Here is a 13,966-nt window from a genome sequence, read left to right on the forward strand (position 1 = left end):
AAGCTCTTGCAATTCCGCCGCGTGATCCCCTTCTGGGAGTTACATCAATGGAAGGATTTCAACGGCTTGCGACCGACCGTCTTTGACTTTGCCACCCATTCCCTTTCATTGATTTCACGCAATTGGGTCGAAATGCTGCGGATCTCGGCCGTTCGCGTCCTGATCTACATCGTCGCTGTCGTCGCCCTCGAAGTTGCGCTCTGGTCCTCTCCGCTCTTCGACGGGTCGCGGGCCGTTTTCTACGTCGGTCTCACCGTGTGCATCGAAATGGTGTTCATCGCATGGCTCGCTGTCCCATGGCATCGCTACGTTCTCCTGTCCGAACGCCAGGGATGGCGGGCATCGATACCGGGCCGGGCCACGCTGTCCTACGCGCTCTGGGCGGTGCTCCTGATCGCTGGGGCATTTCTGCCGGTTATCGCCCTCGCTCCGTTCGGATGGCTCGGCGGGGGTTTCCCGTTTGTTGTCGGCATCCTCGCGTTCGGCCTCGTTCTATTCGGGCTCTATGTCGGGTTCAGACTCTCGCTCGTTCTTCCCTCGATCGCCGTAGGCCGTCCTCTCCGCCTTGCGGAGGTCTGGAGCCTCACCGGACCGCACCGCGCTGTCATCGCCGGCGTGCTTGCCTTGATCATCGGCGTCTATCTCCTGGTCGGCTGGGTCGGGATCCTGTTGGAAAGCCTCCATCCGGCCTTGATTGTCGCCGCGACGCCCCTGTCCTGGCTCTCCCTCCTCTTTGACGTCTCCGTTCTCACAACGCTCTACGGCCACATCGTCGAAGACCGTCCCCTGACGTGAACATTCTGTTTGTGCCAAAGGCCGTTGACGTTCACGTCGCGCGAATGTCAAAAGCCCTCGGGGGCACTGGTAAAGGCTATTTTTGGCATGGCATTGGCTATCTTCCGGCACGCCATTGCGATGGTGTTCCGTAATTTCATCGAAGTCATCAAACTCTCCCTCGCTCCCATCGTCCTCGGTCTGGCCCTTTACGGCGTCATCGATTTCATCCTCGCGATTCCATTGACCGAAAGTCGCATCGGCGCGGCCTATGGTGGCTGGGCCAGTGATCCCGACCTGATGATGCCCGTTGTGGCAGCCACCGTGGCGACGCTCGCGATTCTGCTCTTCGTCTTCTCCTGGATCGCCGTCCTCTGGCACCGGTTCATCCTGCTTGAGGAGTATCCGGCGCTCCTGCCCCGGGTCCCCGCCGCATCGCTCTGGGGCTATCTCTGGCGAACGCTGCTCCTCGGCGGGCTGACGATGCTTCTGACGATCCCTGCGATGTGGGCCGCACTGCTGCTGATCCGGCTTGCGATGATCGACACCGCGATGGGTATGGTGATCGGCTGGGGCATCTGCCTGGTTTGCTTCGCCCTCGTGCTGGCGATCGGGCTGCGGCTGGCCCTGATCCTGCCGGCTGCTGCCGTCGGTCGGCCCGTTTCCCTGCGCCAGTCCTGGGCCGAGACCCGCCCCGCATGTCGGACCATCCTTGTCCTCTCCGGCCTTCTGATCCTCATCAAGGTGGCCGGCTGGATCCTCGTCGGCCGCACGCTCGGCCCCACGATCGTCGGCGCCTTCGCGGGGCTGATGATCGACTGGCTGATGATCTTCATCGGCGTCTCCATCGTCACCACGCTCTACGGCCACCTGATCGAGGGGCGGCCGCTGCCCTGACGCCCGGTTGACCTTCCGGTCGCGCCGATGTCAGGTCGGCCCAGCATCTCGCGAGCGGAGGAACGGTGATGGACAAGGCCTGGGCGATCTTTTCCCACGCGGTGCGGATGGTCTTCCGCAGCCTCAACGTGCTGCCGCGCATCGCCGCACCGCTCATCATTCTGGTCGTTGCCGGGCCCTATATCATCTCCGCGATGTCTGGCGTGCCCCTCGAAACGGTGCTGAACCAGCCCGCCATGATGCCATCGCTCGATCCCGACGCGATGAGCGACGAGCAGAGAGAGATCATGACGGCGCTTTCCGGCCCCAACGCGCTGGTTGGCATTGCCCAACTCCTCGCGACACTCTGGGTCGCCGTCGCATGGCACCGCTACGTTCTCTCCGGCGGTGACGCGAAAGCAGCCGACGCGCCGCCGGGCCGGGTCCTGGCCTATCTCGGCTGGGGCGTCCTGATCGGCCTGATCCTCGCCCTTGTCCTCTTCATCCCGATCATCTTCGCCGCGGTGGTCCCGGCCCTCGGCATCCCGCTCGTGATGGTCGCGATCGTTGCCGCCGTCGCCGCCTCCTACCGCCTCTCCGCCGTCCTGCCCGCCGCTGCCATCGGCAAGGCCGAAGGGCTCGGCGCGGTCTGGAAGGCGACCGAAGGCACGACGCTCATCATGATCGTCCTCGCCCTGATCTCGACCGTCGCGGCCTTCGTGATCGCGCTGATCCTCGGTGCCATCTTCTCGATCTTCCCGACCGTGATCCAACCGGTCCTCTTCGCGATCCCCAACGTCCTCTTCACGCTGGTCTACGCCTCGATCCTGACCACGATCTACGGCCACTACATCGAAGGTCGCGATTTTGCCTGACGACCCCGTGACGGGGGGGCAGGCCGCCGCCAAGGCGATGCGCACGGTCTTCCCCGAAACGCCGCTTCAGCCCAACGCCCACCTCTCGGCCAAATACGGCGCCGAGATCTGGCTCAAGCGCGAGGATCTGTCGCCCGTCCGCTCCTACAAGATCCGCGGCGCCTTCAACGCGATGCGCAAGCAGATCGCCCACGGCAAGACCCGCTTCGTCTGCGCCTCTGCGGGCAACCATGCCCAGGGCGTCGCCTACATGTGCAATCACTTCGGGGCCGAGGGCACGATCTTCATGCCCGTCACGACCCCCGCCCAGAAGATCGAAAAGACCCGCATCTTCGGCGGCGGCAATGTCTCGATCGAACTGACGGGGGACTATTTCGACGATAGCCTCGCCGCTGCCAAGGCCCATTGCAACCAGACCGGCGCGCATTTCCTGTCGCCCTTCGACGATGATGACGTGATCGAGGGGCAGGCCTCCGTCGCGATCGAGATCGACGACCAGCTTCCCGACCGGCCCGATCTCGTGGTCCTTCCGGTGGGCGGAGGTGGCCTGTCCTCCGGCATGCGCACCTATTGGCAGGCCAAGGGCACCCTGCCCGAGCTCGCCTATGTCGAACCGAAGGGCGGCCAAAGCCTGCGCGCTGCGCTTGAGGCCGGGCAGCCGGTCACGCTGCCCACCCTCGACACCTTCGTCGACGGCGCCGCCGTCGCCCGGATCGGGGCGCATCCCTTCGCCCGCCTCGCCGATGTCGATCCGAGCGCGCTCCATGCAATCCCGGAAGACCGGCTTTGCGCCACCATCATAGAGATGCTGAATATCGAAGGCATCGTCCTCGAACCTGCAGGCGCGCTCTCGATCGATGCCCTTCGCGACATGGCGGACCGGATCAAGGGCCGCCGCGTCGTCTGCGTCACCACCGGAGGCAACTTCGATTTCGAGCGTCTGCCAGAGGTCCGCGAACGCGCCCAGCGCAGCCTCGGCCTCAAGAAATACTTCATCCTCCGCCTGCCCCAGCGCCCCGGCGCCCTCCGAGATTTCCTCGAAGTCCTCGGCCCGCACGACGACATCGCGCGCTTCGAATATCTCAAGAAATCCGCCCGCAATTACGGCTCGGTCCTGATCGGGATCGAAACCACGGATCCCGCGAACTTCGCCACCCTCTTCGGCCGCCTCGACGCGCAGGGCTTCGTCTACCGCGACATCACCGACGACCCGACGCTGGCCGAGTTCCTGATCTAGGACTTTAAGCGAACACGCCGCTCATCCGACCCGCCCCGTCGGGTCGGCCGCTGCCCTCATCGCTCAGTCCGACAAGTGAAGCCGGCGTAGGATGGGTGATTTCCCCACCATTCACACAGCCAACCGCGTCCGCACCAGCTCCCGCACCGCAGCCCCGCCACAAACGTCATCCAGCAGCACAGCCGCTTCCTCCACCGGCAACACCACCGCCACATGATCCGCCTCCAGCGGCGGGCCCAGCGCCCGAACCGGGTCGGCCACATATACGGCACAGATCTTCTCGGCCCACAGCTCATATTCCGGCATCCAGGTGAACCGCCGGAACGCCCCCAGCCGCCGGGGCCGCGCAATCAGCCAGCCCGTTTCCTCGTAGACCTCCCGGTGCAGCGCCCGCACCGGCTGCTCCCCCGGATCGACCCCGCCGCCCGGCAATTGCAGCTCCGGCTCGTCTCCCGCCTGCACGGTCAAAAGCACCCCGGACGGCATCGGCAGAACCGCATAGACCCCCGGCCGCGTGCGATAGCGCTGCCCGCGCCGCGGTATCTCTCCATATCGCCGGATCACTTGGTTGCCCGCTTGCCGCTCCTATATTGGGCCGGTATGCCAATCCCCGGCCAGTGAGGAAAGCCCAATGACCCTTGGCTCCCAAATAGCCTGGGACGACACCGTGTTGCCGTTTCAGCTAGACATATCCGATATCCGTGGCCGCACCGCGCGGCTCGACGGCACGCTGGACGCGATCCTCGCCCAGCACAATTACCCGCCCCAGATCGAGGCGCTGGTGGCCGAAATGGCGCTCCTTACCGCGCTGATCGGCCAGACCGTCAAGCTCCGCTGGAAGCTGTCGCTCCAGGTCCGCGGCGACGGCCCCGCGCGCCTGATCGCGACGGATTACTACGCGCCCGAAACCGAAGACGGGCCCGCGCGGATCCGCGCCTGGGCCAGCTATGATGAAGAGCGTCTGAACGCCGCCGTCCCCCCGTTCGAGCTGATCGGCAAAGGATACTTTGCGATCCTGATCGACCAGGGCGAGGGCATGACCCCCTATCAGGGCATCACCCCGATCGCGGGCAGCTCTCTTGCGTCATGTGCCGAGACCTACTTTGCCCAGTCCGAACAGCTGCCCACCCGGTTCGAACTCTCCTTCGGCCGCTCGCAGCAGCCCGGTGGGCCCGAGACGTGGCGCGCCGGTGGTGTCATGCTCCAGCACATGCCCAAGGCCAGCCCTTTCGCCAAAGGCGACGGCGGCAGTGCCGATGGCGGGCTGTTGACCGCCTCCGACATGCTGGACGGTGAGGATGAAGAGAACTGGTCGCGCGCCAACCTTCTCCTCGATACGGTCGACGAGCTTGAACTGATCGGCCCGACCGTCCAGCCGACCGACCTGCTCGTCCGGCTGTTCCACGAGGAAACGCCGCGCGTCTTCGACCCCCAGCCGGTGCGCTTCGGCTGCACCTGCTCGGCCGAGCGTGTGCGCGAAAGCCTGTCGATCTATTCCGACCGCGATATCGGCCACATGACGACGGATGACGGCATCGTCACCGCCGATTGCCAGTTCTGCGGCGCCCATTACGAGTTCCAGCCCGAGACACTGGGCTTCGAGGCGGAAGAGAGGCGCCGTGACGGCAAAGGATGACCTCGCCCGGATCGCGGCCGCCCTCCGGCGGCCCGGTCCCCCCTCCTCTGATTACGACCTCAACGCCGATATCCAGCTTCCGCCCACGCGCAAGCTGCGCCACGCCGCGGTCCTGGTTCCCCTGATCGAAACCGGGTCAGGGTTCCAGATCCTGCTGACCAAACGCAGCCACGCGCTCAAGATGCACCCGGGCCAGATCGCCTTCCCCGGCGGCAAGCAGGACCCGACCGACCCGACGCTCACCGCCACCGCCCTCCGCGAAGCGCGCGAGGAAACCGGCCTGCCCGAGACCCATGTCGACCTGATCGGAGAGATGCCGCCCCACGAGACCGTCACCGGCTTCACCGTGACCCCCATCATCGGCCACGTCACCGCGCCCTTCGACCCGATCCCCGAACCGGGCGAAGTCGACGAGATCTTCCGCGTGCCCCTCACCCACGCCACCGACCCGGCCAATTTCCGCATCGAAGCGCGCCAATGGCAGGGCAAACCCCGCCACTTCTACACCGTGCCTTACGGCCCCTATTACATCTGGGGCGCCACCGCCCGCATCCTTCGTGCGCTCGCGGAGCGGCTCAGTTGAGCTCTTCCATATGCTGTCTGCACTGGTCGAACATCTGGTCTATAGCCCCGCTCGAGCCCCTTAGCGGATAGGTCTCCCGCGGGGCTCCCCGTGACCCGGAAACCGTCACCTCGGCATTCTGCCGAACAGCCGCGACAAACGGGTGTGACGGCCGCAGACCGTCCCGAATATGTCCCAAGGGGAAATACCAGCCCAGCCATCCGTCAAGGCTTGCGTCAGCCTCAAAACTGCCACTCGAAAAATCGAAACGGAGTCTGTTCTTCTCATCATACGGCACCGTCTCGTCCATTGCCCCTTCCGAGGCATAGATGACGCCGGTATCGCCTAGATGGCAGATGAGCATCAACCGAACCTCGCCGTGACATCTCAAGTAAGCTTCGTGGCTTCCGCCAGCGGTCCCGCCTTCATCGGTATATTGCCAAGGGTCACAGGTGTTCGCGGCCACATCCCCGCCAAACCAACTGAGAGTACCTGCGAGCAGAAGGCCCCGCATCACAGAAGCAGCCATCCCTCAAACCACCCGCATCCACGTCATCATCCCGGCGGCCGAGTGCTCCACCATATGGCAATGGAACAGCCAGTCCCCGGGATTGTCGGCGACGAAGGCGACCTCAACCGTCTCCCCCCGCTGCATCAGGATCGTGTCGCGCAGCGGCCCCGGCCCATCGGCCCGCAGCTGCCGGAAGTGGTGCCCGTGCAGATGCATCGCATGCGGCCAGGCGGTGTCGTTGATCATCCGCACCCGCACCGTCTCGCCCAAGGCCGCCTCGATCAAGGGTTCCTCCGGCATATCCGCCATCCCGTTCAGCGCCCAGGCCTTGCCTGCGCCGACCAACTCCCGCATCGGCACCTGCTCGCCCCCCAGCATCGCGCCCCGCATCCGGCCCATCGCGCCGCCTTCCATGCGCAGCTCGGCCACCGGCGCATTGTCCAGTGATCCCAGCGCCGGCACCGGGTTCGGCGGTAACGCTACCGGCGCCGCGTCCCGTGCCGCCCCGTCGCCCGAGACCGCAAAGGCTGCCACCGCATAGCCGCCATCCGCCTCGTAGCTGATGATCATCGCCTCGTCCGTGCCGGTCACATCCGCGATCAGATCGACGCGCTGGGCGGGCCCGAGCCCCACCTGCTCCACCCGCTGCGGCACCTCCAAGGGTTGCCCGTCCAAAGCCACCACCCAGGCATCGAACCCCTCCAGCCCCAGCGAAAAGATCCGCGCCGTCGCCGCATTGATCAGCCGCAGCCGCAGCCGGTCCCCCCGCTGCGCCGTCCCGGCCCATTCACCCACGCCATTGACCGTCACCCAGTTCCCGATCCGCCCGCCATGGGAAAGATCATGCATGTTCCCGAAGCTTTCGCTCAGCGTGGCGTCCGGCTCCAGCCGCCAATCATCGAAGACCAGCACATGCTCGCCGTCCACCTCCGGCGCTTCCGCCTCTTCCACGATCAGCGGCCCGGCCAGACCGCGGGCCAGTTGTTCCCAAGTCCGGTTATGGGGGTGGTACCAGTAGGTCCCGGCATCCGGCGCGACGAAGTCGTAATCGAAGGTCCCCCCTGGCGGGACCGCATCCTGGGTCATCCCGGGCACGCCGTCCATCGCATTGGCGATCCGCAGCCCATGCCAATGGACCGTCGTCGGCTGATCCAGCCCGTTGACCAGCCGCCGCTGCACCCGGTCCCCCTGCCGCACCCGGATCGCCGCGCCCGGCACCTGCCCGCCATAGGCCCAGACCGGCGTCGGCGCGTACTCCTGTGGTGCGATCTGAACCGCTGCCGGCGCCGCCCGCAATTCCGCAAATCCGTCCGCCCAGCCCGGCCGCGCCACCAGCCCCGCCGCCGCACTGCCCATGAACGCCCGTCGTGTGATCCTCATGCGTCTCTCCCCGCTGTCTCCCCTTGATATGAAGGCAAGGCCTATCCCGGCAATCCCCACATCCCCCTCTGGACACCCCGCCGCACCCATAGGACACCGTAGGCCATGTCACAGAACATCACCGCCGACTGGCTGACCGACCCCCGCGCCCAGCGCGTCTGTGCCGCGCTGACCAGCCGCGGCCATCAGGCCTATTTCGTCGGCGGCTGTGTCCGCAACACGCTGATCGGCGCGCCCGTCGCTGACCTCGACATCGCCACCAATGCGCACCCCGACGAGGTCACCGAAGCGGCCGAGGCCGACGGCCTCAAAGCCGTCCCCACCGGCATCGACCACGGCACCGTCACCATCATCACCGACGGCCTGCCGGTCGAGATCACGACCTTCCGCCAGGACGTCGCCACCGATGGCCGCCGCGCCACCGTCGCCTTCGGCACCTCCCTCACCGAAGACGCCCGCCGCCGCGACTTCACCATGAACGCGCTCTACGCCGATCCCGAAGGCAATATCGTCGACCCGTTGGGCGGCCTGCCCGACCTCAAGGCCCGCATCCTCCGCTTCATCGAAGACCCCGCGACCCGTATCAAAGAAGACGCCCTCCGCATCCTCCGCTTCTTCCGCTTCCACGCGTGGTACGGCGACCCCGCCGCGGGTCTCGACCCGGACGGCTACGCCGCCTGCGCCGAACTGGCCCCCCTGACCGATACCCTCTCGCAGGAGCGGATCACGGCGGAACTCCTCAAACTCCTCGCAGCCCCGGACCCGGCGCCGTCCCTCGCCGCGATGGCCCAGGCAGGCCTCCTGACCCGCCTCCTGCCCGGCGCCGACACCACCGCGATGCCCGTCCTGATCGCGGCGGAAGAAACCCACGGCCTCCCGCCCGCGCCCCTCCGCCGCCTCGCGCTCATCGGCGGGGACACCGCCCGCCTGCGACTCTCCCGAAAAGAGGCCGCGCAACTCGCCCAGACCCGCACCGCCCTCAACGACGACCCGAACGAAACCGCCTACCGCCACGGTGCCGACATCGCGCGCGACGCCCACCTCGTTCACGCCGCGCTCACCGGCGCCCCGCCCGACCCGCAAACGCTGGCAAAGCTCCCCGAGGCCGCCGCCCAGATCTTCCCGGTCAAGGCCGCCGACCTCCCCAATCTGCAAGGCCCCGCGCTCGGCCAAAGGCTCAAACAGCTCGAGGCCGACTGGATCGCCTCCGGTTTCACGCTGACAAAGGCGGAACTCCTCTCAGACCCCTGATCCCGGGGGTTGCCCTTGGGTCAGCAAAATGAAAAACCGGACCGAAGAAAGGACGGGCGTTAGCCCGGCGATTCTGATGTTCCGGTTCTTCGAAAACCTGGTCGACCCGTTCCAGAGCTATTCTGAAACGGACAGGCCCCCGACCCGCCTCTGGCCCTTCATGCGCAATTACGCGCAGCCCTTCACGCGTGTCATGTGGGTTGCCGGGCTTCTGTCCATCGTGGTCGCCGCGATCGAGGTCGGGCTGATCTTCTACATGGGCCGCATCGTCGACATCCTGACCGGCGCCTCGCCCGAAACGTTGCTCGACGACCACGGGTGGGAGCTCGCCTTCATCGCGCTCTTCATCCTCCTCCTGCGTCCTGCGATCCAGGCGATCGACGTCCTGATCCTGAACAACACGATCCTGCCGAACTTCGGCACGCTGATCCGCTGGCGCGCTCACCGCCACGTGCTGCGCCAATCCGTTGGCTGGTTCGAAAACGATTTCGCCGGCCGCATCTCCAACCGGATCATGCAAACCCCGCCGGCGGCGGGCGAGGCCGTGTTCCAGATCTTCGACGCGCTCACCTTCGCGCTGGCCTATGTCATCGGCGCCGCCGTCCTGCTGGCCGATTCCGATCCGCGCCTGATGCTGCCGCTCATTGGCTGGCTGGGCCTCTACGTCTGCCTCGTCCTCTGGACGATCAAGCGCGTCACCCCGGCCTCCAAGGCGGCGTCAGACGCCCGGTCCGAAACCACCGGCCGCGTCGTCGACAGCTACACCAACATCCATTCGGTCAAGCTCTTCGCGCATCACGACCGCGAACTGGACTACGCCAAGGAAGCCATCGCCAAGACTCGTGAGACCTTCCAGAAGGAAATGCGGATCTACACGATCATGGACGTCACTCTGACGGTCCTGAACGGCTTCCTCATCCTCGGCGTCGTCGGCTGGGCCGTCGCGCTCTGGATCGGCGGCACCGCCAGCGTCGGCGTCGTCGCCGCCGCAACCGCGCTGACCCTGCGGCTCAACGGCATGTCCGGCTGGATCATGTGGGCCGTCTCGTCCTTCTTCCAGAACATGGGCATCGTGCAGGAGGGGATGGAAACGATCGCCCAGCCCATCGCCCTGACCGACAGCAAGGGCGCCAAGCCGCTTGAGGTCCCAAATGGCAAGATCGAGATCGAGAACCTGACCCACCATTATGGCCAGGGCTCCGGCGGTCTCGACGGGATCACGCTCACCATCGCGCCGGGTGAGAAGGTCGGCCTTGTCGGCCGTTCCGGCGCAGGCAAGTCGACCCTCGTCAAGCTGCTCCTGCGGTTCTACGACGCCGAAGGCGGGCGTATCCTGATCGACGGCCAGAACGTCTCCGACGTCACGCAAGAGAGCCTGCGCAAGGCCATCGGCATGGTCCAGCAGGACACATCGCTGCTGCACCGGTCGATCCGCGACAACATCCTCTACGGCGATCCGTCCGCCTCCGACGACGCGATGATCGACGCCGCCCGCCGGGCCGAGGCGCACGACTTCATCCTGACGCTGTCCGATAACGAGGGCCGCCCCGCCTATGACGCCAAGGTCGGCGAGCGCGGCGTCAAGCTCTCGGGCGGCCAGCGCCAGCGGATCGCGCTCGCCCGCGTGATCCTCAAGGACGCCCCGATCCTGATCCTGGACGAGGCGACCTCCGCCCTCGACAGCGAGGTCGAGGCGTCCATCCAGCGCACGCTGGCCACGATGATGGAAGGCAAGACGGTGCTGGCCATCGCCCACCGCCTCTCGACCATCGCCCACATGGACCGCATCCTCGTCATCGATGACGGCCGCATCGTCGAAGACGGAACGCACGAGGCGCTCCTCGCGCAGGACGGCCTCTATGCCAGCTTCTGGAAACGCCAATCCGGCGGCTTCCTCAAGCTGGGCGAGGCGGCGGAATAGCCGCCCCTACTGCAGCGTCACAAAGTCCACGATCCGCGCCATGTACCCCTCGGCCACCCGGTTCAGCCGGGTGCCCTCGGCATCCTTCATGACCATCCCGTGTCCGGCTCCCGGGAATATCTGCAGCGTCACCGGAAACCCCTCCACCTGCATCGCCTCCAGGATCTCGACCGTCCCGCCAATCGGCGTCGACTCGTCCAGTTCCCCCAGAAGCCAGAGCTGCGGGAGGTCCAGCGACCGCAGAACCTCCTCCGCTGGGTAATACCAAGACGTCTGGTCGTCGAAGAACGGCCAGATCATCGCTGTGATCCACATCGGAAACCGGCTGACCGCCTGCGTCAGGCTCCCTTCCGGCAGGTCGCCGAGCCAGCCCTCCTTCTCCGCGGCCTCGGTGATCGCGCTGAACCCATCCCAAGGCTCCCCGAACCCACGCGAAGCCAGCGCAACCGCCTCCGACGCTAACTCGCCTGCAGTCTCCACCACCGGCTCTCCGTGACCGGCCGCGGCCATCTGCTCCATGATCGTCACCCGCTCTTCCTCCGCGGGCGGCACCGCCATCCCGTAAGCCACGACGACGAAATCCGCCGGGACCATCGTTGCCGCGTAGGGCCCGACCCAGCCCCCCTGGCTGAACCCGACGAAGCCCGCCGCTCCGGTGCGGTCCCCCAGCAACCGCCGCGCCTCTGCCATCGCCGCTGCCGCATCCGCGGCCAGCAGATCGAAATCCTGCGTATACTGCCCGTCGGACAGCCCCGTCCCGCGCTTGTCATAGGCGAATGTCGCGATCCCCTGCGCCGACAGCACATGCCGCTCCCAGTTCACCCGCAGCGCGCTGCTGGCCGATGACCCCTGCACCATGATCGCCAACGGCACCACATCCTCTCCCGGTGGCACCAGCAACTCCCCGGCCAGGTCCAGCTCGCCCGACGCGAACCGCGCCGGAACCGCTTCCGCCACCACCCGCGTCGCCGAAACGGTCGCTCCACCGGCCTTGATCGACACGTCCGACCCATCCGCCGTGACCCGCGCCTCCCCGTCGGCAAATACCCCGTCGCTCCCGCAGGCCGACCCATACGCCCCATCAGGCAGGTCGTAGCCCAGGCACCCGTCCCCCAGATCTGTCAGCACCACGACCCCGCCGTCCCTGGTCCGATAGGCGCCGATCAGCGCGCCCAGATCCGGCTCCGGTACCAGATGCCGCATTCCGACAACCACCGCTGCCACCAGAACCAACAAAGTCACACCGATCCCGATGATCCGCCGCATCCGGATGCCCTCCCGTTGGATATGCCGCAGAAATACCGCGGAAAGGTGCCTATGTAAGGCCAATCGCTCCACGCCATCGACATAGAACCGCCCGTTTTTGCTACAAAGAATCCGTTCACGCCGCACGAACGGCATTTGCACGACGATAAGGACGAGTACCCAGATGACTTCCGCCGACGAAAATCTCGAAATTTTGGGAGAGATCGACCTTAGCGACCTCGACAGCTGCGCCCACTTCTTCGCAGACAGTATCGTGTGGCACGTGTTCAATCCGGCCTCCCCGGATATGCACGGCGATTACGAAGGGCTCGACGGCCTGCGCGAAATGCACGAAAAGCTGCAGACGATGTCCCAGGGCACGCTGGAAACGCATCCGATCGGCGGCCTGACGATCGGTGACGAGCTTCTCTTCACGCAAACCGTCGTCACCTTCGAACGGGGCGGGCGCCTCTTCGAATACGACGCCGCCACCACCTGGCGGATCGTTGACGGCAAGGTGGCCGAGGTCTGGGATATCCCCGCCGTCTACACCGTCCGCGATGTGACCGACGACCCGGGCGAGGACGACGACGAGGAATAGTCGGTCGGATTGACTGACATTCGCACCCCCATTAGTTGTATCATACAACTGATGGAGTTTCGATGCCGCATGATCTCGTCCCAGCGATCCGCGCCGCCTCCCGCCAACTCGTCCGCGAACTCGGCTTCATGGACCGCGCGCTTGCCGGGACCGACCTGCCCCCCTCCGCCGTTCACGCGCTGATCGAGGTCGGCCATAGCCCCGGCCTGACCGCCAGGCAGCTCTCCGATCTGCTCCTGCTCGAAAAATCGACGATCAGCCGCCTCGTCCGCTCACTGATCGATAAATCCCTTGTCACCGAGGCGGCCGGCGACGCGGACAAGCGGCAAAAACAGCTTTGCCTCACGGCCGAAGGCACCAAAGTCCTCAGCCAGATCGAAACCTTCGGCGACCGGCAGGTCCACACCGCCCTCGCAACCGGCGACGCGGCGCTGGCTCAAGACATCGAAACCGGCCTCACCGCCTATGCCAGCGCGCTCCATATGGCCCGCACCGGCAGCATGCCGTTGAAGGCGACCGTCCGCGAAGGCTACACACCCGGCCTTCTTGCCCGCATCACCGAACTTCACGCCTGCTATTACAGCGCCAGCGTGGGGTTCGGCGCTCGGTTCGAAAGCATCGTCGCCGCAGATATGGCCGACTTCCTCCCTCGGCTTAACCATCCCGACAACGCCACCTGGCATGTCGACCTGAACCGCCGAGTGATGGGTGGCGTCAGTATCGACGGCCAGGACCTTGGCCCCGGCACGGCGCACCTGCGCTGGTTCATCCTTGACCCCAGCCTTCATGGTGCTGGTCTCGGGCAAAGCCTCATCGACACCGCCATGGCCTTCCTCCGTGACCGCGGCTTCAAAGAGGCGCATCTCTGGACCTTCGACGGCCTCACCACCGCCCGCGCCCTTTACGAACGCGCGGGGTTTTGCCTCGCCGAAGAAAAGAGGGCGGCAAACTGGGGTGAAGAGGTCCTTGAACAGCGCTTCGTCTGGATCAACGATCACACTTAGATCTGACCTTCTGTTTCTTTCTGGGCTACAAAGCGTTGCGCGTCTCAACCACCGCGCGGTCCGTTACACCCGCCTCTGACGGCGTCATGTCCG

14 protein-coding genes are annotated in these 13,966 nt (G+C 65.8%); 10 read left to right on the top strand and 4 right to left on the bottom strand.

Going from position 1 to position 13,966, the window contains the following annotated elements:
* Positions 1–66: 66 nt before the first annotated feature.
* The 4 genes from AADZ90_RS03130 to ilvA all read left to right on the top strand — a co-directional run bounded on the left by AADZ90_RS03130 (position 67) and on the right by ilvA (position 3,762).
* Positions 67–795, top strand: coding sequence for a hypothetical protein (locus AADZ90_RS03130; protein WP_411996930.1), 729 nt, complete (start codon positions 67–69; stop codon positions 793–795).
* An 87-nt stretch (positions 796–882) separates the two neighbouring features.
* Positions 883–1,671: a hypothetical protein gene (locus tag AADZ90_RS03135; RefSeq protein ID WP_367309217.1), complete on the top strand. Its 789-nt coding sequence runs from the start codon at positions 883–885 to the stop codon at positions 1,669–1,671.
* Between the two features lie 68 nt (positions 1,672–1,739).
* Complete coding sequence (locus AADZ90_RS03140) at positions 1,740–2,525, top strand: hypothetical protein (RefSeq protein WP_367309216.1); 786 nt, start codon at positions 1,740–1,742, stop codon at positions 2,523–2,525.
* Complete coding sequence (gene ilvA / locus AADZ90_RS03145; protein ID WP_367309215.1) at positions 2,518–3,762, top strand: threonine ammonia-lyase IlvA; 1,245 nt, start codon at positions 2,518–2,520, stop codon at positions 3,760–3,762. The genes AADZ90_RS03140 and ilvA overlap by 8 nt, the downstream gene beginning before the upstream one ends.
* A gap of 111 nt (positions 3,763–3,873) precedes the next feature.
* Here ilvA and AADZ90_RS03150 read toward each other — a convergent pair whose 3' ends face one another.
* Positions 3,874–4,326 carry an NUDIX domain-containing protein gene (locus AADZ90_RS03150; protein WP_367309214.1) on the bottom strand — a complete coding sequence of 151 codons (453 nt, stop codon included), beginning with the start codon at positions 4,324–4,326 and terminating at the stop codon, positions 3,874–3,876.
* A gap of 67 nt (positions 4,327–4,393) precedes the next feature.
* Here AADZ90_RS03150 and hslO point away from each other — a divergent pair, with 67 nt between their 5' ends.
* Together hslO and AADZ90_RS03160 are read left to right on the top strand one after the other, a co-directional pair.
* On the top strand, positions 4,394–5,398 hold the full coding sequence (gene hslO / locus AADZ90_RS03155; RefSeq protein ID WP_367309213.1) for an Hsp33 family molecular chaperone HslO: 1,005 nt from the start codon (positions 4,394–4,396) through the stop codon (positions 5,396–5,398).
* Complete coding sequence (locus AADZ90_RS03160) at positions 5,382–5,981, top strand: CoA pyrophosphatase (protein WP_367309212.1); 600 nt, start codon at positions 5,382–5,384, stop codon at positions 5,979–5,981. The genes hslO and AADZ90_RS03160 overlap by 17 nt, the downstream gene beginning before the upstream one ends.
* Here AADZ90_RS03160 and AADZ90_RS03165 read toward each other — a convergent pair.
* Both AADZ90_RS03165 and AADZ90_RS03170 read right to left on the bottom strand, forming a co-directional pair.
* Positions 5,974–6,489, bottom strand: a complete 516-nt coding sequence (locus AADZ90_RS03165) for a hypothetical protein (RefSeq protein ID WP_411996931.1) — start codon at positions 6,487–6,489, stop codon at positions 5,974–5,976. The genes AADZ90_RS03160 and AADZ90_RS03165 overlap by 8 nt on opposite strands.
* A gap of 3 nt (positions 6,490–6,492) precedes the next feature.
* The gene (locus AADZ90_RS03170) at positions 6,493–7,851 is read right to left on the bottom strand and encodes a multicopper oxidase family protein (RefSeq protein WP_367309210.1); all 1,359 of its coding nucleotides are present in this window, start codon (positions 7,849–7,851) and stop codon (positions 6,493–6,495) included.
* Positions 7,852–7,956: 105 nt separating this feature from the next.
* On the opposite strand from AADZ90_RS03170, the gene AADZ90_RS03175 reads away from it, so the two are divergent.
* Both AADZ90_RS03175 and AADZ90_RS03180 read left to right on the top strand, forming a co-directional pair.
* Positions 7,957–9,102 (top strand): CCA tRNA nucleotidyltransferase, encoded by a 1,146-nt coding sequence (locus tag AADZ90_RS03175; protein ID WP_367309209.1) that lies wholly within the window; start codon positions 7,957–7,959, stop codon positions 9,100–9,102.
* Positions 9,103–9,178: 76 nt separating this feature from the next.
* Complete coding sequence (locus tag AADZ90_RS03180) at positions 9,179–11,023, top strand: ABC transporter ATP-binding protein (protein WP_367309208.1); 1,845 nt, start codon at positions 9,179–9,181, stop codon at positions 11,021–11,023.
* 6 nt (positions 11,024–11,029) lie between these two features.
* Here AADZ90_RS03180 and AADZ90_RS03185 read toward each other — a convergent pair whose 3' ends face one another.
* The gene (locus AADZ90_RS03185; protein ID WP_367309207.1) at positions 11,030–12,289 is read right to left on the bottom strand and encodes an alpha/beta hydrolase family protein; all 1,260 of its coding nucleotides are present in this window, start codon (positions 12,287–12,289) and stop codon (positions 11,030–11,032) included.
* A gap of 163 nt (positions 12,290–12,452) precedes the next feature.
* Between AADZ90_RS03185 and AADZ90_RS03190 the strand changes: the two genes are divergently transcribed.
* A complete protein-coding gene (locus tag AADZ90_RS03190; RefSeq protein ID WP_367309206.1) occupies positions 12,453–12,869 on the top strand; it encodes a nuclear transport factor 2 family protein in 417 nt (138 codons plus the stop codon).
* A gap of 62 nt (positions 12,870–12,931) precedes the next feature.
* On the top strand, positions 12,932–13,873 hold the full coding sequence (locus AADZ90_RS03195; RefSeq protein WP_367309205.1) for a helix-turn-helix domain-containing GNAT family N-acetyltransferase: 942 nt from the start codon (positions 12,932–12,934) through the stop codon (positions 13,871–13,873).
* Positions 13,874–13,966: the final 93 nt, after the last annotated feature.

Origin of the sequence: Aestuariibius violaceus (assembly GCF_040779325.2) — a bacterium.
Taxonomy (GTDB): Bacteria; Pseudomonadota; Alphaproteobacteria; order Rhodobacterales; family Rhodobacteraceae; genus Aestuariibius; species Aestuariibius violaceus.